At 44.0% G+C, this 22,751-nt stretch carries 32 protein-coding genes; 25 read left to right on the forward strand and 7 right to left on the reverse strand.

What is annotated here, in order from left to right:
* Positions 1-45: 45 nt before the first annotated feature.
* The 5 genes from RS881_RS10995 to RS881_RS11015 form a co-directional block, all read right to left on the reverse strand.
* A complete protein-coding gene (locus tag RS881_RS10995) occupies positions 46-240 on the reverse strand; it encodes a hypothetical protein (RefSeq protein WP_315821116.1) in 195 nt (64 codons plus the stop codon).
* Positions 241-242: 2 nt separating this feature from the next.
* A complete protein-coding gene (locus tag RS881_RS11000; RefSeq protein WP_315821117.1) occupies positions 243-668 on the reverse strand; it encodes a 7-carboxy-7-deazaguanine synthase QueE in 426 nt (141 codons plus the stop codon).
* 302 nt (positions 669-970) lie between these two features.
* Complete coding sequence (locus tag RS881_RS11005; RefSeq protein WP_315824433.1) at positions 971-1,105, reverse strand: hypothetical protein; 135 nt, start codon at positions 1,103-1,105, stop codon at positions 971-973.
* Entirely contained in the window at positions 1,090-1,413 is a 324-nt protein-coding gene (locus RS881_RS11010) for a hypothetical protein (protein WP_315821118.1), read from the reverse strand. Before RS881_RS11010 ends, RS881_RS11005 begins: the two co-directional genes overlap by 16 nt.
* Complete coding sequence (locus tag RS881_RS11015; RefSeq protein ID WP_315821119.1) at positions 1,362-1,700, reverse strand: tetrahydrofolate dehydrogenase/cyclohydrolase catalytic domain-containing protein; 339 nt, start codon at positions 1,698-1,700, stop codon at positions 1,362-1,364. The genes RS881_RS11010 and RS881_RS11015 overlap by 52 nt, the downstream gene beginning before the upstream one ends.
* A 207-nt stretch (positions 1,701-1,907) precedes the next feature.
* Here RS881_RS11015 and RS881_RS11020 point away from each other — a divergent pair, with 207 nt between their 5' ends.
* From RS881_RS11020 to RS881_RS11135, 24 genes are all read left to right on the forward strand, one after another.
* Positions 1,908-2,285, forward strand: coding sequence for a hypothetical protein (locus tag RS881_RS11020; protein WP_315821120.1), 378 nt, complete (start codon positions 1,908-1,910; stop codon positions 2,283-2,285).
* A gap of 26 nt (positions 2,286-2,311) precedes the next feature.
* Positions 2,312-2,548, forward strand: a complete 237-nt coding sequence (locus RS881_RS11025) for a hypothetical protein (RefSeq protein WP_315821121.1) — start codon at positions 2,312-2,314, stop codon at positions 2,546-2,548.
* Entirely contained in the window at positions 2,506-2,754 is a 249-nt protein-coding gene (locus RS881_RS11030) for a hypothetical protein (protein WP_315821122.1), read from the forward strand. The genes RS881_RS11025 and RS881_RS11030 overlap by 43 nt, the downstream gene beginning before the upstream one ends.
* On the forward strand, positions 2,751-3,020 hold the full coding sequence (locus tag RS881_RS11035) for a hypothetical protein (RefSeq protein ID WP_315821123.1): 270 nt from the start codon (positions 2,751-2,753) through the stop codon (positions 3,018-3,020). The genes RS881_RS11030 and RS881_RS11035 overlap by 4 nt, the downstream gene beginning before the upstream one ends.
* Positions 3,017-3,502, forward strand: coding sequence for a hypothetical protein (locus RS881_RS11040; protein WP_315821124.1), 486 nt, complete (start codon positions 3,017-3,019; stop codon positions 3,500-3,502). The genes RS881_RS11035 and RS881_RS11040 overlap by 4 nt, the downstream gene beginning before the upstream one ends.
* Positions 3,503-3,651: 149 nt before the next feature.
* Complete coding sequence (locus RS881_RS11045; protein ID WP_315821125.1) at positions 3,652-4,668, forward strand: hypothetical protein; 1,017 nt, start codon at positions 3,652-3,654, stop codon at positions 4,666-4,668.
* 523 nt (positions 4,669-5,191) lie between these two features.
* Entirely contained in the window at positions 5,192-5,503 is a 312-nt protein-coding gene (locus RS881_RS11050; protein WP_315821126.1) for a carboxypeptidase-like regulatory domain-containing protein, read from the forward strand.
* Positions 5,485-6,360, forward strand: a complete 876-nt coding sequence (locus tag RS881_RS11055) for a TonB-dependent receptor plug domain-containing protein (RefSeq protein WP_315821127.1) — start codon at positions 5,485-5,487, stop codon at positions 6,358-6,360. The genes RS881_RS11050 and RS881_RS11055 overlap by 19 nt, the downstream gene beginning before the upstream one ends.
* The gene (locus RS881_RS11060; protein ID WP_315821128.1) at positions 6,315-7,877 is read left to right on the forward strand and encodes a SusC/RagA family TonB-linked outer membrane protein; all 1,563 of its coding nucleotides are present in this window, start codon (positions 6,315-6,317) and stop codon (positions 7,875-7,877) included. The genes RS881_RS11055 and RS881_RS11060 overlap by 46 nt, the downstream gene beginning before the upstream one ends.
* A 35-nt stretch (positions 7,878-7,912) precedes the next feature.
* Positions 7,913-8,329, forward strand: coding sequence for a hypothetical protein (locus RS881_RS11065; protein ID WP_315821129.1), 417 nt, complete (start codon positions 7,913-7,915; stop codon positions 8,327-8,329).
* Positions 8,330-8,372: 43 nt separating this feature from the next.
* Complete coding sequence (locus tag RS881_RS11070) at positions 8,373-9,830, forward strand: SusD/RagB family nutrient-binding outer membrane lipoprotein (RefSeq protein WP_315821130.1); 1,458 nt, start codon at positions 8,373-8,375, stop codon at positions 9,828-9,830.
* A 368-nt stretch (positions 9,831-10,198) separates the two neighbouring features.
* Positions 10,199-10,561: a carboxypeptidase-like regulatory domain-containing protein gene (locus RS881_RS11075; protein WP_315821131.1), complete on the forward strand. Its 363-nt coding sequence runs from the start codon at positions 10,199-10,201 to the stop codon at positions 10,559-10,561.
* Positions 10,558-10,893 (forward strand): TonB-dependent receptor plug domain-containing protein, encoded by a 336-nt coding sequence (locus RS881_RS11080; protein WP_315821132.1) that lies wholly within the window; start codon positions 10,558-10,560, stop codon positions 10,891-10,893. The genes RS881_RS11075 and RS881_RS11080 overlap by 4 nt, the downstream gene beginning before the upstream one ends.
* Before the next feature lie 23 nt (positions 10,894-10,916).
* Positions 10,917-12,314 carry a SusC/RagA family TonB-linked outer membrane protein gene (locus RS881_RS11085; RefSeq protein WP_315821133.1) on the forward strand — a complete coding sequence of 466 codons (1,398 nt, stop codon included), beginning with the start codon at positions 10,917-10,919 and terminating at the stop codon, positions 12,312-12,314.
* A gap of 29 nt (positions 12,315-12,343) precedes the next feature.
* The gene (locus RS881_RS11090) at positions 12,344-13,402 is read left to right on the forward strand and encodes a SusC/RagA family TonB-linked outer membrane protein (RefSeq protein ID WP_315821134.1); all 1,059 of its coding nucleotides are present in this window, start codon (positions 12,344-12,346) and stop codon (positions 13,400-13,402) included.
* 26 nt (positions 13,403-13,428) lie between these two features.
* On the forward strand, positions 13,429-13,887 hold the full coding sequence (locus RS881_RS11095) for a SusD/RagB family nutrient-binding outer membrane lipoprotein (protein WP_315821135.1): 459 nt from the start codon (positions 13,429-13,431) through the stop codon (positions 13,885-13,887).
* Between the two features lie 7 nt (positions 13,888-13,894).
* On the forward strand, positions 13,895-14,869 hold the full coding sequence (locus tag RS881_RS11100) for a SusD/RagB family nutrient-binding outer membrane lipoprotein (RefSeq protein ID WP_315824434.1): 975 nt from the start codon (positions 13,895-13,897) through the stop codon (positions 14,867-14,869).
* A 32-nt stretch (positions 14,870-14,901) separates the two neighbouring features.
* Positions 14,902-15,078 carry a hypothetical protein gene (locus tag RS881_RS11105; protein ID WP_315821136.1) on the forward strand — a complete coding sequence of 59 codons (177 nt, stop codon included), beginning with the start codon at positions 14,902-14,904 and terminating at the stop codon, positions 15,076-15,078.
* Between the two features lie 67 nt (positions 15,079-15,145).
* Complete coding sequence (locus RS881_RS11110; RefSeq protein ID WP_315821137.1) at positions 15,146-15,805, forward strand: DUF1735 domain-containing protein; 660 nt, start codon at positions 15,146-15,148, stop codon at positions 15,803-15,805.
* Positions 15,806-16,428: 623 nt separating this feature from the next.
* Entirely contained in the window at positions 16,429-18,030 is a 1,602-nt protein-coding gene (locus RS881_RS11115; protein WP_315821138.1) for a TonB-dependent receptor plug domain-containing protein, read from the forward strand.
* On the forward strand, positions 18,027-19,610 hold the full coding sequence (locus RS881_RS11120; RefSeq protein ID WP_315821139.1) for a TonB-dependent receptor domain-containing protein: 1,584 nt from the start codon (positions 18,027-18,029) through the stop codon (positions 19,608-19,610). Before RS881_RS11115 ends, RS881_RS11120 begins: the two co-directional genes overlap by 4 nt.
* A gap of 20 nt (positions 19,611-19,630) precedes the next feature.
* On the forward strand, positions 19,631-20,506 hold the full coding sequence (locus tag RS881_RS11125) for a SusD/RagB family nutrient-binding outer membrane lipoprotein (RefSeq protein ID WP_315821140.1): 876 nt from the start codon (positions 19,631-19,633) through the stop codon (positions 20,504-20,506).
* Positions 20,507-20,613: 107 nt separating this feature from the next.
* The gene (locus RS881_RS11130; protein ID WP_315821141.1) at positions 20,614-21,165 is read left to right on the forward strand and encodes a SusD/RagB family nutrient-binding outer membrane lipoprotein; all 552 of its coding nucleotides are present in this window, start codon (positions 20,614-20,616) and stop codon (positions 21,163-21,165) included.
* A 115-nt stretch (positions 21,166-21,280) separates the two neighbouring features.
* The gene (locus RS881_RS11135; RefSeq protein ID WP_315821142.1) at positions 21,281-21,595 is read left to right on the forward strand and encodes a DUF3467 domain-containing protein; all 315 of its coding nucleotides are present in this window, start codon (positions 21,281-21,283) and stop codon (positions 21,593-21,595) included.
* Between the two features lie 13 nt (positions 21,596-21,608).
* Here the strand turns inward: RS881_RS11135 and RS881_RS11140 are convergent, their stop codons facing one another.
* Both RS881_RS11140 and RS881_RS11145 read right to left on the reverse strand, forming a co-directional pair.
* Positions 21,609-22,058 (reverse strand): JAB domain-containing protein, encoded by a 450-nt coding sequence (locus tag RS881_RS11140; protein WP_315821143.1) that lies wholly within the window; start codon positions 22,056-22,058, stop codon positions 21,609-21,611.
* A gap of 35 nt (positions 22,059-22,093) precedes the next feature.
* Positions 22,094-22,300, reverse strand: a complete 207-nt coding sequence (locus RS881_RS11145) for a UPF0758 domain-containing protein (RefSeq protein ID WP_315821144.1) — start codon at positions 22,298-22,300, stop codon at positions 22,094-22,096.
* A gap of 126 nt (positions 22,301-22,426) precedes the next feature.
* Between RS881_RS11145 and RS881_RS11150 the strand changes: the two genes are divergently transcribed.
* A complete protein-coding gene (locus tag RS881_RS11150) occupies positions 22,427-22,648 on the forward strand; it encodes a hypothetical protein (protein ID WP_315821145.1) in 222 nt (73 codons plus the stop codon).
* The last annotated feature ends 103 nt before the right edge of the window (positions 22,649-22,751 follow it).

Consider the following 22,751-nt stretch of genomic DNA (forward strand, 5'->3'; position numbering starts at 1 on the left):
TTAAAACGTAAGCGACAAGGGGTTATTTCGACTGGACCGCATCCATTACGGTACATTGATATACTTATGTATTTGAATAGACAGCTCCCATTGAGGATTTTCTTTAATGTATTCAATGATCAGCGGGGTCATTTCTTTCGACTTGTCCCATTCAGGCGCCAAATACAATTTGCAGGAGGGAGATACCTGGGCGGCATGTTTTTCGGCCCAGGCGAAATCAGTTTTATTAAATATGACCACTTTCAGCTCATGGGCCAGGGGGAGTATCTCAGGCAGGGGGAATTTGAATTTTTGGGCGATAGGCAGATCCAATCCCAGTTGCCACTTAGGGGTGAAGAGCCGGAGGTTTCTATATTGGTCTGAATACCAGCTTCATGCAAGGCTTCTGTAAGCGCATCCAGGTTGTGCATCAATGGCTCGCCACCAGTAATTACAGCCAGCTTACCAGGATAAGCAGCCGCGGCCGATACAATTTTCTCAATACTCAGTTGGGGATGTTTGGAGGCATCCCAGCTTTCCTTTACATCGCACCATACACAACCCACATCACAACCGCCCAGGCGGATGAAATAAGCCGCTCTGCCTTGATAAAACCCTTCTCCCTGAATGGTATAGAAAGACTCCATCACGGGCAAACTGATCACGGCCGGTACTGCACTTGCTTCCATAAGCCGCAAATTTACGAATTTAAGGCGGATGCTTGTAGCCGGTGACTGGCAGGTATTATGTTGAATAAATAAATAATATGAACTTATACTAAAACATCTATAAACACACAGTAAACAGACTTACAACCTCTCTTTTGTGCGCCTTTAGTCCGTCTTTTGTCCGAGTTTGGGCCCTGTTTAATCCCTTTTGAATTATTGAAAATTTGGTATTAATGGGTAATAAGGGGTATTCAAATAAAGGCTGTAGAACAGGGATCATTGATTCCCTGCTCTACAGCCCAATCTATATAAGTAATTAGGACCTAATTCTTGGCCAAACAGGCCGCATAAGTATTTTTCATTAGCGCAGCAATGGTCATAGGACCTACACCACCGGGTACCGGGGTGATGTAACTACATTTGGGTGATACATTGGTAAAATCTACGTCACCTTTGATCGAATAGCCACGTTTTTTGAGGCATCTGGTACGCGGGTAATACCTACATCTATTACTACAGCACCTTCTTTCACCATATCGGCCGTTAAGAACTCCGGTTTGCCCAATGCCGCTACAATGATATCAGCCTGCAGGCATAGTTCCTTCAGGTTTTTGGTTTGCGAATGGCAAAGGGTTACCGTACAATTGCCGGGGTTGGTATTGGCGCTTAACAAAATGCTCATAGGGCGGCCCACAATATTACTGCGGCCAATTACTACAGCATGTTTGCCTTTTGTTTCAACTTTATAGTGCTCCAGGATAAGCATGATGCCATGGGAGTAGCCGCTACAAAAGTGGGCAATCCCTGCACCAATTTGCCTACACTGATGGGATGGAAACCATCAACATCCTTGGATGGATCAAGGGCATTGATCACTTCTTCATCAGAAATATGTTTCGGCAGGGGAAGCTGCACCAGGATACCATCAATATCCGGGTCGCCATTCAGTTCGGCAATAATGTTGAGTAGTTTGAACTCACTGATGTCCTCATCCAGGCGGACCAGTGTGGATTTAAAACCGATCTCTTCACAGGTCTTTACCTTGGAAGCCACATATGTTTCACTGGCGCCATTGGAGCCTACCAGAACCGCCGCCAGGTGAGGGATCTTTTACCTTCCAGCCTTAACTGGGTTACATTTAGCTTTAATTCATCTTTTGTAGCCTGTGATACAAGCTGCCCGTCTAAAATTTGCATGGCGCAAAGGTAAAATCTGTTTTGTACATTTTTACGTTAGTTTTTGCAGTCCAAAACCAATCGATTGAAAAACCATAGCTTACCGCATTTCTTGCGCCTATTCTTATTGTCCTGTTCTTACTTTATTGCGATAAAGTCTCATTCACAATCTCTTCGCTACCCGCAGGCTGCGCCCTGGCTGGGTCAGGGAGCCTACAGTTATCATTTTACCGATGTGTTTTCTTGTATGGTCAACCAGGCTGCACTGGCCAATCTGACAAGAGCTGGCGCAGGGGTATTTGCTGAAAGGAGGTTCCTGCAAGATAAACTCAATAGCTACCAGGCTATGATTGCCCTGCCTACAAAAATGGGTGGATGGGGTATTGCAGCCCAATACCTTGGGTCGGGAGCATACAATGAATCACAAATAGGCCTTGCTTATGCCAAAAACTGGGCCGGGTAGACCTGGGTGTTCAATTCAATTATGCCATGATCCGGGCAGCAGGTTATGGCAGCGCTGGAACCCCTATCGTTGAAATAGCCTCCCTCTGGCATATTAGCGACCAGGTACATATAGGTGTGCAGGTATTCAATCCCTCGGGCGGCAAGTATGGCAAACAACAGCAGGAAAAATGGCCTGGGTTTACAAAATGGGGGGCGGGTATGAAGTTTCTGAAAAATTATTGGTCAGCGCTGATATTATTAAGGCCGAAGAAAAGCCGGTAACTGTACAAGCCGGTTTACAATACATACTGGACAACCGTTTTTTTATGCGGGCAGGCATTGCTACCCATACCACTACTCCCTGGTTGGGCATAGGCTGGTGTTGGAAAAATATCAGGGCTGATATTACAGGCAGTTATCATCCTCAACTGGGCATCAGTCCCGGCCTGATGTTGATCTTTATGGCCAATAAAGAACGACAGAATTGAAAGCCCTGTTTACCATAGTGGTCTTAATGGCGGTTAATAGCCTTGTTGCCCAGGAGCCTGTGCAGGAACAACAACTGGAAAACCAGGCCGGCATCACTGAAATAGAAAATGAGGATGATACGTTCTGGCAACAATTAGAATCCTTGCGCCGTCATCCGCTTGATCTCAATACAGTCACCGTATCGGAGCTGGAATCGCTGCCCATGCTCAATGCTATGCAGATAGCTAATTTTTTCGTTACCGGAATCTTTTTGGCAGGTTGGTGAGTTTAGAAGAATTGCAGGCTATTCCGGCCTGGGACCCGGCCACCATCCGGCAATTATTGCCCTTTGTACAATTGGGAATTGCAATCCACAGGTCCATACCTTTTGGCAAACGTTTGTATGCAGGGAATCATTCCCTATTGTTAAGAGCCTCGCAGGTATTAGAAAGAGCGAAAGGATACCAGCCACCTGCAACTAATGATAAAGACCATTATCAGGGTAACCCTATGCGCCTGTTTACGCGATACCGGTATAATTATGCCAACTTGCTTCAATATGGTATTACTGCCGATAAGGATGCCGGTGAGTCATTTTTCAAGGGTGCTCAACGAACAGGGTTCGACTTCTATTCCTTCCACTTTTTTGCACGGCAACTGGGTAAAATAAAAACACTGGCGCTGGGCGATTTTACAGTCAACATGGGACAGGGGCTCATACATTGGCAAAGCCTGGCCTTTAAAAAAGTTCGGCAGTATTACAGGTAAAACGGCAGGGGCCGGTATTAAAACCTTATAGTGCAGCGGGCGAATATTATTTTCATCGGGGAGCGGGGATAACCCTACAACACAGGAATTGGGAAACTACGGTATTTGCTTCCTGGCGTAAACTGGATGCTAATCTTGACCAGGATAGCGTGACTTCTATCCTTACTTCCGGTTATCATCGTACGTTGGCTGAATTGAAGGATCGTCAAAATATGGGCCGCATTACCCTGGGCGGATCTATCAAGTATGTGAGGCCAGCCTGGCATATTGGATTCAATACCGTACAATACCAATTTACCAAACCCTTTAAAAGGGCTACTGACATGTATGATCTTTTTGCCGTTGAGGGAAAGGGTTGGAGTAACCATAGTCTGGATTATAGTTTTACGCACCGCAACCTGCATGTATATGGGGAAATGGCCATTGACCGGCAATTCAAAAAGGCCTTGTTGAATGGCCTGTTGATGAGCCTGGATGCCAAAGCCGATCTAGCCATTGTATACTGGCGCATGGATAAGGCATATCAATCCATACAGGGAAACGCTTTCACGGAAAACTATTTGCCCGGTAATGAACAGGGGTTGTATGCGGGGTTGAGTTTACGGCCAGCACCTGCCTGGCAGCTCGATGCCTATGCCGATTGCTTTCGTTTTCCCTGGTTGAAATACCGGGTCAATGCACCCGGTAGCGGTGCTGAATACCTGATACAATTATTGTATAAACCCAATAAAACGACTGAGCTATTAACCCGTTACCGGCATGAGCACAAACCCAGCAATGGTTTAGTGGAGGATTTTCCTTTGAGGCCTGTAGTAAAAGCCCTGCGGCAAAACTGGCGTTCTCTGTTGATCTTCCAGCCTGGTGAAGCCATTACGATAAAGAGTAGGGTAGAATTGGTTTGGTACCAGGGCGGAGAGAATGCCATAACTGAAAAAGGTTTTTCAGCCTTCACAGAAGTTTTTATGCACCCCGGCATTCCTTTGCCGCTAATATGCGCTTGCAATTTTTTGAAACCGATGGATACAATGCCCGGATATATGCTTACGAACAGGATGTTCAATACTATTTCTCCATTCCCCAGTTTAGCGGCAAGGGCTTACGCTACTATATTAATTATAAGCAAAATCTATCTGACATGTTGGTTCGTAAGCGTGCCAGAAAGATAGACTGTATCCTTTGGATGCGTTTGGCACAGTTTTTATTCCCTGGAAAAATGCTTATTGGTAGCGGATTTGATGAAATGACTACTCCACGCAAGACAGAATTTAGGATACAGCTTATGTTAACGCCTCGTTAATAACACTTATTAATAACCTATTAATGTATGAAGTAAATGTAGGTTGTCCTATTCAGTTAGTGTTTTTTAAAACCTTTTACAAGCTGTTTGGCACCTGATGCAACGTTTTTTTGAATCGCATGAAATGCTTGTTGGTATTGAGTTGTACAAGGGGTAGGATTTTAATACTGCCTAAATTTTCGTGTGTTAATTAGTGTTAACCAGTCGTTAACTTGAATTAAAAGCTGGTTAAAAATGCGTTAACAAACTCTTAAATAAACAGCGTTTTGTTTAATTGCATTGCCTTAATCACCGAAAATTTGGAGGACACTTAGTATGTCTGGCACCGTAACAGTCACATTAATACTCCTTCTGGTTTATTGCATCTTTTTATTTATTAATTAAAATCACACATGAGAAAGATTCTAACGCTGCTAACAGCGCTGGCATTATGCGCTGTTATGGCCCATGGTCAATCCCGCACAGTGACCGGCCAGGTAAAAGACAGCAAAGGAGACCCCATTCCTTTCGCTTCTATCAAAATCAAAGGCACTACTACCGGATCTGCCGCTGATGCCAACGGTAACTTTTCCATTAATGCACAACAAGGAGCTGTTCTTGTGATCAGCGCTTCGGGATATACAAATACCGAAGCAAAAGTAGGCGCCTCCGGCGCTGTCAATGTTTCCTGCGGAATGCCGAAGCCATGCAGGAAGTGGTGGTAACTGCCATGGGCGTTTCAAGGTCCAAAAGATCTGTGGGTGTGGCTGTCCAGGAGATCCAGGGCGACAAACTTACCCAAACGAAACAGGTGGACCTCAATACTGCCCTGGCTGGTAGAGTAGCAGGTATACAGGTATTGGGTGGTTCTGGTGCCAAGTTTGGTACCTCTACTGTCCGTATTCGTGGGGTAAATAGCCTTGGAACTGGTAACCCATTGTATGTAGTGAATGGCGTACCTACCGATGCAAGAGATGTGAACATGGATGATGTAGAATCACTTTCCGTACTTAAAGGACCTGCCGCTACCTCTTTATATGGTCAACGCGGTTCGGAGGGTGTGATTGTGATCACTACTAAAAAAGGTAAAAAGAGTGCAGGTATTGGCCTGGAGTTTAATCAAAGCACTACTTTTGAAAGGCTGGCAACTTTGCCTAAATACCAAAATGAATATGGCGGTGGTTATTCACAGGACTGGTATACTTTCAAATACGATCCTGCCACCGATCCCATTGCCTTGAAGGCTATGGATGGTGCTAAATACTATGATTATTTTGCAGACGAAAGCTGGGGCCCCCGCATGGATGGTTCTCTCTACGCGCCCTGGTATGCATGGGATTCCGAAGATCCTGAATATGCAAAGCAAAAACCTTTTGTAGCACAGCCCAATAATATCCGGGATTTCTACAATACCGGTGTTGCTTATAATACCAATGTGGCTTTCTCAAAGGTGACGGATAATTCCAATACGCGTGTATCATTTACTAACTTGTCGCGTACAGGTATAACCCCAATAGCCGTCAAACTAAAAACTGGTTGTCGATCAATAACGGTATTGATCTCACCAAGCAGTTTACTTTAAATACCAATATCAACTATGTGTATGAGTATTTGTTCAATGTACCGCAAGAAGGGTATGGTACCCAAACCAGCGGTTCATTCAACCAATGGTTTCAACGTAACCTGGAAGTGGGTAAGTTGAAAAGATATAAGAAATCCGACGGTAGTTATACCTCCTGGAATATTAATGATCCCCGAGACCCCAGTCCGAAATACTGGGACAACCCTTATACTGAAGTGTATGAGAATATCTCCAATAATAAGCGCCAGCGAGTTTACGGAAGCATAGGTGGTACTTATAAATTTACTCCACACTTAAGGGCTTCCATATTGGCAAGAGCGGATGTATACAACCAAAATTTCAATACCCGTGTTGCTTCTGGAACGCTGAATCAGGATTCTTATAGAACTTATACCGATAATACCCGCGAATTGAACTTTGTAGGTAGTGTGGAGTATGATAATGAATTTGGTGACTATTCTGTTCGTGCCGGTGCCTATGTAGAGAAAAGAACCAACTACAGGAATTATGTGAATGAGGCTACTGTAGGTGGACTGGCAATCCCTGGATATTATAATATTGCCGCTTCTGTAAACAGGCCCACTACCAATAACCTGGAAACACGGAAAGAAGTCAGAAGTGTATATGGCTACACTTCACTGGGCTGGAAAAATATGGTGTTCCTGGATCTGAACTTACGTAACGATTGGTCTTCAGCACTACCTGCAAGCAACAACTCTTATTTGTATGGCGGCGCAGCAGCTTCATTCGTATTCACTGAATTGCTCCCTGCCAATGATATCCTCAGCTTTGGTAAGATCCGGGCTTCAGTAGCCAAGGTTGGATCTGATATTGATGCTTATAATATTAATCAGTCCTATACTATGGGTACCCTGTATGATATTTATCCTACACTCTCTGTACCCAATTCAATTCCCAATAGCGTATTGAAACCAACCTTGTCTACTTCTTATGAAGTAGGTACCGAACTCCGGTTCCTGAAGAACAGGGTAAGGTTTGATTTCAATTACTATAGCCGTGAGGCCAAGGATCAGATCATTAACCTGACCATTCCAAGTACTACAGGTTATAGTGCTGCCCTGGTGAATGCCGGTAATATTGCCAACCATGGTGTTGAGGTAAGCCTGGGTGGTACACCCATCAGGACCAAAGACCTTACCTGGGATATTGATTTTAATATTGGTTTTAACAGGAATAAGGTTAAGAAACTGTATATGGATAGTAAGAACCTGGTAGTGAATCCTGCCGGACTAGGCTCTTCCTTTGGGTTCGTAGGATCTCCTTCTATCAGCGTGAATGCACGCGTTGGGGAGTCATACGGTATATTGGTGGGTGATGGTTACAAGCGCAATGATGCCGGAAAAATTCTGGTAGACGATGATGGTTATCCCATTGTTGAGCAAAATAAAGAACTGGGTTCTATTTTGCCTGATTATACCGGTGGTGTGTACAACGAAGTAACATATAAAGGTTTTACCCTTGGATTTTCCATTGACTTTCAAAAGGCGGTAAGCTGATGTCTTTGACCAGCATGCAGAATGCGAGTTCTGGGTTGGCAAAAATTACTGTAGGTAATAATGACAAGGGAATTCCCAAGCGTAATGATGTGGCCGATGGTGGTGGCGTACGCGTAGATGGTGTACGTGAATCAGATGGTAAACCCAATGAAGTGTACCTGGATACCAAGGAATATTATGAGTCTGTTCTTTCTTCCCTTTGGGAGCAGTGGGTATATGATGCCACTTTCGTTAAACTTCGTGAAGTAAGGTTGGGATATAACCTGCCCAAACGCTGGTATCAAAAGCTGGCTATCCAAAATGCCACCTTTTCCATCATCGCTCAGAACCCCTGGCTCATTTACAGTACGGTGAAAGGAATTGATCCTTCTCAGTTGCAAACTCCCTGGTTCGACAGTGGTCAGTTACCAGGTACACGCACACTTGGATTTAACCTGAAGCTGCAGTTCTAACCAATTTAAAAGAGAGAATTATGAAAAAAGTATTGTCAAGTATATGGCCTCCTGCTTACTGGTTGCTGCAGTAGTAGCCTCCTGTAAGAAACCAGGCGATTTTGGTGATTTGAATGTCGATCCCAATAATCCTAAAGATCCCAATACCAAATTGTTATTTACCAATGCCATCCGGTCCGGGTTGAGCACAGGTATAGGATCAATAACTGCTGCAGATCCATTATTGTATGTGCAACAAATATCAGAGGTGTTTTATACACAGGCCTCCCGCTATTCGAGCCGCATCTTTGATTACAACTCCTTATACAACGGTGCGCTCAATGATCTGCAAACGGTCATTGATCTGAATACCTATGATTCCACCAAGGATCTGGCGTATGTTTTTCCGAATGGTTCGCATGCAAATCAAATTGCTGCAGCGCGTATATTGAAGGCCTATATATTTATGCAAATGGCTGATCGCTGGGGCGATATTCCTTATTCTGCCGCCCTGAAAAAGCTGGAAGATATTACCCCGGCTTTTGATAAGCAACAGGATGTATACAAGGCGCTCTTCCAGGAATTAAAGGATGCCGCTGCGGGAATTGATGCCGGGGCCGGTCCCACTGGCGATATCCTGCTGGGTAGTGATATGGATTGGTGGAAACAATGGGCTGCTTCTATCCGCATGACCATGGCCTTGCGCTTGTCAAAAGCGGATGCCGCTACCGGTAAAGCCGAGTTTGCAGCAGCATTGGCAGACGGCGTACTCGAAAATAACAACCATACTATTTTCTATAAGTACCTCAGCGATGCCAATAACCAAAACCCCTGGTACAATAACTATGTGGTGGGTAAAAGATATGATTACGCTATCAGTACCACAATGGTTAATAAACTGAAAGCTTTGAATGACCCACGCCTGGCAAAATTTGCCGATACTACAGCCAGTGGTACTTATGCGGGAATGCCTTATGGGCTTACCTCGCCTGTAGGCTATGCAGCCGGTACCGTTGATAGACCAGGTAATATCTCCCTGATAGGCAGGGTATTCAGGCAGCAAAATTCCAAAGCAGCAGTTACTACTTATGCCCAGTTGCAGTTTGCACAGGCCGAAGCTGCTCACCTTGGTTGGATACCTGGCGGAGAAGCCGCCGCAGCTACCTTCTACCTGGCTGGTATCAAAGCATCCTTGGATCAGTTTGAAGCAAGTGGTTATGCCACATATATCATCCAACCGGCGGTAGTATACAATGCAGCCAATGCTGTAGAACTTATTCAAACACAAAAATGGATCGCCAGCTATCTCGGTAACGGTTATGAATCATGGGCAGAGTGGAGAAGAACAGGGTATCCTGTTTTGACCCCTGCACCCGGCGCAGCACCGGTTTCAGGCGGACAAATACCCCGCAGGCAGGCGTACCCCACTACCGAAAGAGATCTCAATACAGAAAATTATAATACAGTCATCGGCCGACAAGGGCCCGACGCGTTGACCACCAGGACATGGGTTGACCAATAACATTTTTTATTCTTTGTGACTGTAATTCAGCCGGTGTAGTTCTCTACAGCCGGCTTTTTTACTGCTTTGGCCCCCATATAGCACCTCCCCCAAATTGAATCCTCCTTTTTACAACGGTTATCTGTAGGATGCAGTTGGTAACTGATCAATCTTAAACTAACACTCATCGATATTCTTAAATAATGATTCTCAATGCGATAAAGTTTTCATGAAAAACATTGCAGCACTTTAAATTTTCCGCTTGTCTACCTATATATACCGTCATCCTATTTTAACATTTTTTTGAGGTTATTCGAAAGTTCCTATATTTACGTTGGTTCATATTTAAAAATTACAGTCACATGAGAAAATTTCTAACACTGCTCGCAGTGCTAGTACTATATACAGTATTGGCATTTGCGCAAACCAAAACCGTTACCGGTAAGATCACTGATGAGCTAGGTGATCCCGTTCCATTCGCCACTGTTGTACTTAAGGGCACCAAGATTGCCTTCGTTTCTGATGCCAGTGGCACCTTCTCCGCAAAAGTTAAATCAGGCGATGTTTTAGTGATCTCTGCACAAAGCCTTACTACCAAAGAAGTTACAGTGGGCGCCACCAATGTGGTAGCCATTACGCTTACCAAAAACAACAATGCCTTGGCAGAGGTAGTTGTGACTGGTGCGTATGGTACCAAAAAACACAGCGTTCTACTTCTTACAACGCACAAGTTGTTAGTAATGAGCAGTTGAACACGATTCGCCAAACGAACCTCAATGGTGCACTGGCGGGTAAAGTTTCCGGCCTCCAGTTTCGTGGCCAATCAGCCGCCAAACTGGGTAACGTAGGTAATATCCGTTTACGTGGTGCTTCTGGGTTAGGTGGTGATGAAGGTATTATCTATGTAGTAGATGGAACCATTTTACCAAGCGCCAACGATATCAACATAGATGATATTGAGGACGTTACGGTATTGCAAGGGCCTGCTGCTGCAGCCCAGTTCGGCTCACAGGGTGCTAATGGCGCCATTGTTATTACCCTCAAAAGGCTAAAAAGAATGCAAAAGGTATTGGCGTTGATGTAAATACCGGTGCACAATTTGAAAAAGTGTATGTACTGCCCAATTATCAGAATACTTATGCTGGTGGTGGTAATGCTGATCTCCAACAGTATGTATGGAAACCAGGTCAGCCCGAAGCCTGGAAAGCACTGGATGGAAAATATTACCACAACTATTCTGATGATGCCAGCTGGGGTCCACGCATGGTAGGCCAGGAGTATATTCCCTGGTATGCCTGGTATGAAGGAACTCCTTACTCCTTTAAAACGGCCAAGCTGAATCCACAGCCTGATAACGGCAAGGATTATTTTCAAACGGCCTCGATCTATAATAACTCCATCAGTTTCTCTAAAGCCACTGATAATATGAACCTCCGCGTATCTTATGGTAATGTGGATGTAAAAGGTTTGTTACCCAGTTCATGGCTTAAGAAACATACGCTTAATATAAACACCAGCGTTGACCTTAACCAACATTTTACCTTGAGCGCCAACGTGAACTATATTTCACAAAAAAGGCAAGGGGATTTCGATGATGGTTATTCCAACCAGTCAACAGGTTCATTTAACCAGTGGTTTCACCGCGATCTCGATATGGGTATCATGAAGGAGTTAAGAGGCCTGAGAACTCCTACAGGTATTTATGCCAGTTGGAACCACAATGATCCAACTTCCTACAAAGCTGATGATCCTGCTGCATTTTACGCAGGAAACTATTGGTATAATTTCTATACCTGGGCCGACCTGGTAAGAAATAACGATGGTCTCGACAGGCTCTATGGTGATATATCATTGACCTATAAGATCAACAATGATCTTCGCGTTAGAGGTACCTATCGCAAACAACAAAATACCACCTGGGGTGAATCAAAATATAGTTCCAACCTGGCTACCAGCGGTACCCAAACTACGGGTAACTGTGGCGAATGTAAAGGTTTCTATAGCACTGGCGAATCCTATTCCAACAGGGAAAACCTGGAGGTTATGGCCACTTATACCAAAAAGGTCAATGATTTTCAGTTTGGTGTTAATGCTGGTATTGATTTCTTCCGTTGGTTGTTTAAATCCAATTCGGCCCAAACCGTGGATGGATTGAACGTGCCGGACTTATTTAATATCAACAACTCAAAGGGCCGGCCCGTTATCGGTAACGGTAGAACAGAAGAAAAGTACAAAGCCATCCTAGTGAAAGGTGATATCGGCTGGCGTAATTTACTGTTTGCCGACTTTACCCTGCGTAATGACTGGTATTCTACGTTGCCTCCTGCAAACAATGATGTATTGTCTAAATCATTTGGTATTTCATTTGTATTTAGTGACCTGCTGAAGGTACCTGCCTTGAGTTATGGTAAGATCAGGGCTTCCTGGGGTGAGATCCCCAAGCATTGGGAGCAACCTCTACAACCTTTGGAGCATACCGTTATCCAGGCTTTGAGTTTGGTGTAGGAGCTAACCCCTGGGGTTCCAACTTCCTGATGAGTACGCCAGATGGATTGGTAGATTCTGCCATCCAGGGTGCTGTAAAATCACAGAAAGAGATAGGTATTGATCTGAAATTCTTAAATAACCGTATCGGTTTAGGAGTTACCTATTGGGACGGTACAGAAAAAAACATCCCCAGGTCAGTACCTGTAAATGGTGCCAGCGGTTTTACCAGCTTGCTCATTAATACAGGTGAGATCACCAAAAAAGGTATAGATCTACAATTTAATGCCCGTCCTTTATGGATGCCTAATTTCAAGTGGGAGATCAATGCTACTTGGGGACGCCTGCTGGAAAATAAGGTCGTGAAAATTGCCGACCAGGTTAAGCGTATCACAGTTGAAGGCTTATGGGGAACCACTGGTCCTATTCTGGTACATGACGAAGGAAAAGAGTGGGGACAGATCTTCGGCAATGGTATCAAGCGCATTAACGGACAACCCGTATTGGACGATCATGGCTTTTATGTTCGTGATGCTGAAGTGTTTTATGGAAACGTCTTACCTAAATATACTGGTGGTATACAGAACAATTTCGAGATCTACAAGAACTTTACCGTTAACGTAAACATCGATTATCAGAAAGGTGGTAAGTTCTTCTCCCTGTCTGATATGTGGGGATCTTATTCTGGTCTTACTGCCCGCACAGCTGCTGTGAATGATAAAGGAAATCCCATTCGTGATGCAGTGGCTGATGGTGGCGGTATGCACATATTTGGGGTAGATGCTGATGGTAAACCTGTAGATCATTATGTGGAAGCACAGGAATACTATCATAACATGTATAATAACAGAACCTTTGATGAGTTTGTATACGATCTCACTTATGTGAAACTGCGCGAATTGTCAATAGGCTATAACATCCCTATTAAAAAGCTGGGTATTGATAAATGGATCACCAGGGCCAATTTCTCCTTGGTAGCCAGGAACCTGTTACTGATCTATGCTGAAACAAAAGACTTTGATCCATCTGAGATCAGCAGCCTAAGTGGTGAAGCAGGTAACCTGCCTGGTACACGTGGCATTGGTTTTAACCTTCGCGTAAGTTTTTAATTTGATTATCCTAAAAGTATTAAATCATGAATATTAAGAAATATATACCAGTACTGTTACTGCCGCTGATGGTAGCAACAAGCTGTACCAAAATAGATGATTTCGGAGATACCAACGTGAATCCTGGTACTACCGGTACGGCTATTCCCAATGCCTTAATGGCCAGTATCACCGCAAGTGTGGGAGGTTATGCTACTCAGGGAAGGGGCGGATTGTATTGCCAGTTTTTCTCTGAAACACAATATACCGATGCCTCCTTGTACAGTGTTCCGCAAGCTGAATTCAGGGATGAATATGCCGGTGTTTTATATGACTGTGAATACCTGAGCAAGCTTAAGGATGCCACTAATAATCAAAAACAACTGGCCCGTATTATCAAGGCCTATGTGTTCTGGACTGTGACCGACCGTTGGGGTGATGTGCCTTACAGTACGGCCCTAAAGGGAATCCTAATCCAACATATGATGCACAAAAAACATTTATGAAGGAGTAATTAAAGAGTTAACCGAGGCAGCTGCCGCTTTCGATAATTCATTTCTCGGAGGCGATGTAGTTACCAATGGCGATGTGGCAAAATGGAAAAAATTTGCCAATTCTGTGCGGTTGGTAATGGCATTACGCTTATCAAAAAAATTCCCTGGCGCTGGTGAATATGCTGCTACCCAGTTTAAAGCTGCACTGACTGCACCAGGAGGAATTATTACTACCAATGCGGATAACCTGATAGTTACTTATCCAGGCGAAGGATTTAAGAGTCCCTGGTACGTTGCATATGATGGAAGAAAGGATGTGGCAGAAAGTAAAACCATGACGGATATGATGGCTGCTCTGGGCGATGGTCGTCAAACGGCTTTTGGTGGTAAGTCCGAACTGTTATCCTCACCTGACTTCAATGTAACCTCTAATGTTGGGGTGCCTTACGGTCTTGAAAGAGCCAAAGCAGAGGCTTTTACTACTGCTAATCCCGGATGGGCTCGTATTCTGCGTGGTTCCTATAGGGTGGAGAAAGCTTCTGTGGTGGTTTTAGGCGCTTCCCATGTAAGCCTGGCCAGGGCAGAAGCGGCTGATCGTGGCTGGACTACCGAAAGTGCACAGGCCTTATTTGAGAACGGTATCAGATCCTCTTTTGATCAGTGGGCATTGCCTGCTCCTGCTGCCAACTACTTTACCCAAACCAATGTGGCTTTCACTGCTCCTACGGGAACAGGGGCCAACCTGAAGCAAATTGCTACCCAACGTTGGATTGCTACTTATCCCGATGGTTTACAAGGTTGGAGCGAATGGAGGAGGACGGGTTTCCCGGTATTGACACCAGCTCCTGATGCAACCAATCCTTCCAAGCAAATTGTGCGCCGGATGACGTACGGTATACATGAATATGGAACCAACAATACTGTTGTAAAAGCAGCAGCGGCCGCTATGCCCGGTGGCGATACACAGGACGCTAAAGTATGGTGGGATCAATAAACCTGCCCTAACACCAATAAAACTGAAAGTATATGAAATTCAACATAATCAATAAAGCACTCCTGGTGGCTGGGATCTGCCTGTTGTTCGCTTCCTGTATCAAGGACGAAGTAACAGATACGACCAATCATGGAAGCACGTTTGTCAAAGTAATGGAGTCACCCGAAAATCAACTCTTTTTGACACCTTTTTCAACGATTAAAAAATAGAGCTGTTCAGTGTTCGGAAAGATGCGAATTCAACTGCCAGGTTGCAGGAGGGGGAGGCGCTGTCAAATTGAAGGCAACGCCTGACCTGTTAGCCGCTTACAATGGTGCTCATGGTACTTCCTACGAATTATTGCCCGATAGCTTGTATACCTGGCATGAAAGCAACCCTAAAGTAGGAGCTCAATTTGAGGTTAAATTCCAGGCAGGTCAGTTTGCCCATGAATTTGCCATTAACCTGAATGGGAAAAAATGGGACCTCTCCAAAAGGTATGCTTTGGGATTTACAGTTACGGATGGCGGAACATATACCCTCACTACCGGCAAGCTGGATATATTGGCTTTATTAAGCATTAAAAATGCTTATGAAGGCATTTATGAAGTGCGGGGTGCTGCCTTAAGGGCAGGTGATCCTGTATTGAGTGGGCCGGTAGGTCCTATAGAAAGGTCATTCGGAACCGCAGGACCTACTTCCATCCAATGGGAAGGACAGGTACCCTGGGCAAATGGAGGAGGTAGTGCTTTGCCTGGTGGCTATGAGCCCAAAATTACGCTGGATGAGGCAACCAATAAACTGTCCATTACAAGTGCTGCTGGTATTATAGCTACCAGTACCTATGACCAGCATTACGACCCTGCTACGAAAACATTTTATATTCAATTTACCTGGGGAGCAGGGCCTGCAGCAAGGTTACATACTGATACACTGATCTATAAAAGACCGAAGTAACCAGCTTTTATCGGGTATTGGAAGCAGTAATAAGCACTGCTCTGTATTTATTAAACGCCCCGGAAATCATTCCGGGGCGTTTGTTTTTCGATAGATACAAATGTTTTATTTATAAGTGATTGATTCCTTTTGCATCATATAAGCTGAGGTAATAATTGTAGGATGATTTGATTCTTTCGGATAATTTTCATCATATTGCAGCTATTACAATGTTGACTTTGTCTAATCCTAATTGTTACATTGGACATTTAAACATTTGAAATAAGTACGCTTTACCAGGTACTTAAAAAGAACAGTCACATGAGAAAAAAGCTATCGCTGCCTACAGCGTCAGTACTTTATGCTACTGCATTATTGGCATCTCCCGGGATGTTCATTACCTCTGTGGTTGGTTTTACTTCAACTTGTTTTTCCCCTCCACAACATTTTTTGCTGTCCCCATCATTTGCACTTGCGGCTTTTTGCGTGTGCGGGGTAGGTTTGGCTAGGATTAATTATGTCGGGAAGCAAACCCATGTGTGAGTACGTTTTTTATACCGATACGCAATTTATTATTTGTTAATTTTTTTAAAAGTATAAAAATCCCTACTTTTAAAAAAGTTTAAAAATAAACTAACAGTCACATGAGAAAAATTCTATCACTGCTCGCAGTGCTGGTGGTCATTGCATTACCTGCACTGTCCCAAACCAGAAAGATTACTGGTAAAGTCACTGACGGAAAAGGCATCCCCATCCCTTTTGCCACAGTCAGAATCAAAGGAAAAACTACAGGTTCCTCCGCAGATCAAAATGGTACTTTTATTATCGAAGCTTCTTCCACCGATGTATTGGTGTTTACCGCAGTAGGCTATGATCAACAGGAAATAACTGTTGGAAACCAGCTTACACTTACTGCAGGTTTACAATCAAATAAACAGCTGGATGAGGTGATTGTAACAGCGCAGGGCATCCGCCGTCGGCCTAAAGAGCTGGGCTATTCAGTAGCCAGGGTAACCAATGAAGACATAACGGTGGGAAGGTCGCCCCAGATAGCGCAAAGTTTATCTGGTAAAGTGTCTGGTCTGGCCATCTTCAATGTTAATAACTCAGTAGACCCGGCTGTTAAAATAGTATTGCGTGGTTACCGTTCCATGACGGGTAATAATGACGCGTTGGTGGTGATTGATGGATTGCCCATGCCACCCGGATCAGCTACCATGCTCAACTTGCTTAACCCCAATGATATTGAAAGTATTTCGATCCTGAAAGGTGGACAGGCTGCTACCTTGTATGGATCGGATGGTGTAAATGGTGCACTTGTTATTACTACTAAAAAGGGAAGCAAAGGCAAAATGAAGGTTACCTATAGCAATGCTACCAATATTGAGCAGATCAGTTTTCTGCCTGAGTACCAGGATAAATTTGGTAGTGGTTCGCACTATGCAGCTGGTTTTGGTACCGGTGCCTGGAAGCCGAATTACCTGGATCGCATGAAAGACAACTGGCGCTCTTATGAGAACCAGCAATTTGGTGATCAGTATGATGGGTCCATGCGTCCCGTAGGCCGCGTTTTGGAAGATGGCAGTGTTTATGAGATACCTTATTCTGCTATTGCAGGTGAAAGAAGGCGTATCTGGAACACAGGCCTGACAACCAATAACCAGGTTTCATTCAGTGGTGGTAATGATAATACCAGCTATTACATGTCGCTTGAAAATAACCTGGCGCAAGGTGTTGTGCCGGAAGACAAGAGCCGCCGTACAGGTGTAAGGCTTTCTGCTGCTCATGAATCAGGTCGCCTGAAAGCTGCTTTCAACCTGGGTTATGTGCAAGCCAATTATGACCGGACCACGTTTGATTTTTATAATGAAACGATCAACCAGGCAGCACATATACCTCTATCTAAGTTGAGGGATTGGAGAAACAATAAATTTGCCAGCCCCAATGCTTATTATAATGATTACTTTACCAACCCTTATTTTCGGTTGGATAATGACCGTACAAAGTATGGTGATGCCAATATTACTGGAAATGTGGAGTTGAACTATAAGCTGTTCAGCTGGATGAATATTTACAACAAACTGGGTGTGCTCAACAATACGCGTAGTCAAAAAATACTGTTGGGAAATACACGTACAGCACCTGGGCCAAGACAAAAGCTTATGTACCAGATCCCTGGGATCAGGATGATGGCGAAGGTATTACCCGTACAGGTGCTGACCTTGCAGGAAGTGTGTATGATATGAATGCTGTAGAAAACATCGTGAACAATGAGTTCCAGATACAAATGAATAAGGACTTTGGTGATTGGAGTTTTAAGAGTGTACTGGGCTTTAGCTTATATGACAGGAAAACCAAAACAGTAGAAGTAAGTTCCGGTTCTATTGTAGTGGCTGGTGTAAATAACGTTGCTAACCGCCAAGGTGAATTGGGCGGTGGTGAAGGTAATACTGAATACAGGAAATATGGTTATTATGCCGACTTGTTAACAGGATGGAAAGACTTGGTATTTATACATGGTACTTTCCGTATGGATGGAACATCCAAGTTCTACAAAGAAAATCGTTCTTCCAGCCTGTATCAATATCCGTATTACGGTGTTGATATCTCTACAAACTTAACTGACCTTGTGCCAGGTTTGCAAACCAACATACTGGATTATGCAAAAATCCGCGCGGGATATAGCAAGAACGTAGCTGATAATATTCCATTATATGGCCTTGATCTTACTTACCCCAATGCCGGTGGTTTCCCTTACGGTAATACGGTTGGTTTGACAGTGGGTGATGTTTTGCCCGATAATAACTTAAAACCTGAAAAAGTAAATTCATTTGAGGTAGGCGGTGAGTTCCAGTTATTCAATAACCGTGTGAACCTTGACTTTACTTACTATACACAAACCACCACTGACCAGGTGATCACTGTAAAAATACCCAATTCTACAGGATATAATAACCTTCGCTTGAATGTAGGTAAATCCAGGAACTGGGGATATGAAACAGACCTGAAAGTACAGATCATCCGCAATACCAATTTCAACTGGGATTTCAGCGTTCGTTATTCCAATAACGAAAACAAGGTAATCGATCTGTATCCTGGTGTAAATGACTTCCTGTTAAGCGGTTACACCTACGCAGGATCTTATGTAATAAACAAGGAAGCATTCCCATCAATAAAGGCTATTTCTTATGTGCGTGATCCTGCTACAAACAGGGTTATTGTAAATAAAACCACTGGTTATCCTTCTCAAGGACCATTGAAAAACCTTGGCCGTGCGCTGCCTAAACATATCCTTGGCTGGGGTACAAAGGCAGGATATAAGGATTTTACATTGGCTGTTAACTTTGAATATCGTGGTGGTAATGTTATTTACAGTGATCTTGGCCGCCAGATGACCTTTACAGGTTCCGGTGGTTGGACAGCAGATCGTGCACCGCATGTATTCCCCAATTCAGCGTATGATGACGGTACCGGCAAATTTGTTCCCAATACGAACGTGAATGTAGCAGAAGCAGAATATTCCCTGTGGGTAGATTATTACCGTTTGATCGCTGAAAACTTCACTGTTCCAGGTTGGTTTATCAAGTTAAGGGATATCAACCTTTCTTATAATTTCCCTTCAACGCTCATCTCCAAGACAAAGATATTTGCCGGCGCCAGCATTTCGTTATATGGTCGTAACCTGATTACTATTGTGGATTCAAAGAACGATTTCACTGATCCTGAATACAGCTTTACAACTGGTAATGGTTTGGGTATCAATAATACCAGCCAAACACCTCCTGTTCGTCAATATGGTATCAATGTAAACCTGACTTTTAAATAATTGCTAAATACAAAGTAATCATGAAACTACGTCAATCTATAATACCCATTCTTTGTATTGCTGTTGCATTGAGTGGATGCCAGAAGAAATGGTTGGATATTAATACCAACCCTAATCAGTTGCCTACGTCTACAGCCGATTATGTATTCACGGCAGCTGTCAATCGTACAGCCGCTGTGCTTGACCCCAATGAACTGGGTTCTTACTGGAGTGGCCAGATGACCCAATCCAGCACCTATATCATCAGCCCGTCTCAATTTCAGTATATTTTTAATAATACCAACTTCAACTATTGGGATACCTGGTATGACATTTTGAAAGATTACCAGTATGTGATCGACACAGCCGATGACCATGCCCAGCCACAACCTTATATGAAGGGGCCGGCCAAAATAATGAAGGCGTATATCATGCACCAGTTGGTGGATGTATATGGTAATGTGCCTTATTCCGATGCCTTGAAAGGAACAGGCAGCCTGGCGCCCAAGTTTGATGATCAAAAGGCTGTTTATGAAGATCTGATCAAATTACTGGATGGTGCCATTGCTGATGTAAAAGCAAATGTATTTGGTGCTCCAGGGGTAAGTGCTGACATTGTTTTTAAAGGTTCTGCTACCAGTTGGATCCGTTTTGCCAACAGCCTCAAGCTGCGTTTACTGATCAGGCAAAGCAAAATAAGTGGCCGTGATGGGTATATTACTGCAGAGATCAATAAAGCAGTGGCAGTAGCAGAAGGGTTCCTTGCAGCCGGTCAGGATGTAACCAGTAACCCGGGATACATTGCCAGCGATGGAAAGACCAATCCTTTCTATGACCGCTGGGGCTACCAGGCCAATAATGCAGTTCGCCCATTGGGTCGTTACCCACGCCCTACAGTATTTCTTTTGATGTATTAAAAGCTTCCAATGATACATTCCGCCTCAAACGCCTATTTTATGCGGCAGGAGGGGAGAATCAGAATAATCCGGGTGTAAGTGCAAAAGGAGATACCCTGAAGCATTATGTGCCTGTTCCCTTTGGCGCCAGTTCTGGTTATCTTGCCCAGAATTCTTCCTACATTGGCCCCGCCCAGATTGTAAGAGGCGTGTTCAATAAGCCAATGGTATTGTTTACTGCGGCCGAAAGTTTCTTCCTGCTCGCCGAAGCGAAACTACGTTATGCAGGAGCTGTAAACCTGCCACTCACTGCGCAGGAATATTATGGACAAGGTGTTAAAGAGTCATTCCGCCTTACAGGAACAGCTTCAGCCGCGGCTACTACTTTGCTGACCAGTGGCAAAGACCTGGCCGATTGGACAGCTTCCACCGATAAGTTGAAAGCTATTTGGATGCAAAAGTGGTTGGCTTTGGTGCACTATGGTGGTTTGGAAGCTTGGAGTGAGTACCGCCGTACCAATTATCCTGAAACACCTGCTTCGGCTTCTGCGGCCGTGGGTCAGAAAAGGCCCTCCCGTCTTTTCTATCCGCAATCTGAAGAATCCAGCAACGAGGTAAATGTAAAGGCACAGGGTGCTATCAGTGCATTTGATACGAAGATCTTCTGGGATGTAGATTAATCTCTGATATTCTAAATAAGAAAACAGGCTGATTCCCGCAATGGAGTCAGCCTGTTTTGTTTACTTTGGCTGCCACGGCAAACTATCCTACTTTTACAGCCTAATTATATAGGTAATGGATAATGAAAATCAGCAACCGAATCAACTTAATATTGAGATCAGCGAAGAAATAGCCGAAGGGATTTATGCCAACCTGGCTATCATTACACACTCTCATGCCGAATTTGTTATTGACTTTGTGAATGTAATGCCGGGTACACCCAAAAGCAAAGTAAAATCACGCATTATCCTTACGCCACAGCATGCCAAAAGGTTTATGAAGGCGCTTATTGAGAATGTTAATCGCTTTGAAACCCTCAATGGTAAAATACAAGACCTGGAAGATGTACAGCTCCCTATGAATTTTGGCGGCCCTACTGCGCAAGCTTAGAAATAGGACAGGCCTACAGGGTGCCCTCATCGGCAAAACTGTAATATCCCTCTTCACCTACAATAATATGGTCCAACACTTTGATGTCAAACAGGAGGGCGGCCTGTTTGATTTTCTGTGTAAGGGCCCGATCGGCCAGGCTGGGTTGGAGGCTGCCCGAGGGATGATTATGGCAAAGAATGAGGTGTACGGCATTTTCTTCCAGCGCTTTCTTAATGATCAGCCGGGGATCGACAATAGTGCCGGTAATTCCGCCCTCACTCACAATGCTAAAACGGGTGATCTTATTGGATTGACTCAGGTATATAACCGCAAAAACCTCAGCTGTCCGGTCTCTTAAAAGGGTACGCAGGTAATTAGCTACATCCCGGCTATTGCCTATGACCGATCGGTCGAAGGCCTCCAATGCATGCCGCCGCCGCCCCAGTTCCAGGGCAGCCACAATAGATACTGCCTTGGTCATGCCAATTCCCTTTAGTCCCATTAACTCGCTGACTGTCAGCTTAAAAGGTTGTTCAAATTGTTATTACTATACTTTAGAATGTCCTGGGCTAGGTCTACAGCCGACTTCCCTTTGCATCCATATTGGATCAGGATGGCCAATAATTCGGAATTGCTCAGGGTAGTGGGACTTTTGCTTAGTAGTTTTTCCCTGGGCCGATCGTCTTCTGCCCAGTGTTTGATAGGGTAATTCTTCGCTTGCATGTATAAAAAGGTTCTGTTAATTTTCACCCTTGAATAGTAACCACAGTGTGTAATAAGCTTACCAAACTGTCGTTATTGTTAAAGAAAATCCAATCCTTATTTAGAAACTTGTTAATCCACAATCCCATGAAACGGAAAACTACATTTTTAGCAATTGGCGGCTATCAGCCTTTCTTTTTCTGCATCGGTATGTATTGCGTGGCGCTTTTCTTTTCCATTTTCATCTGTTCAGCCATATTTCATGTACTAAATCCTAAAATTTCTATTGTTCGCAAAAATGATACTCCTGTTCAAAAAACAGCTACAGCAGCCAGTAGTAAACAGGTTTTGCTTACTGTAACCAAATAAGTTCAATCTTTTTATTTTACTCAGGCCGGCTGCCGGCCATCGCAAAAGGTATATCCTGATACAATCTGCAGGTTTCTGTGGCTGGATCAGGATATGTTTTTTT

It is taken from the genome of Paraflavitalea speifideaquila (assembly GCF_032395985.1).
In the GTDB taxonomy this organism is placed as follows: domain Bacteria; phylum Bacteroidota; class Bacteroidia; order Chitinophagales; family Chitinophagaceae; genus Paraflavitalea; species Paraflavitalea speifideaquila.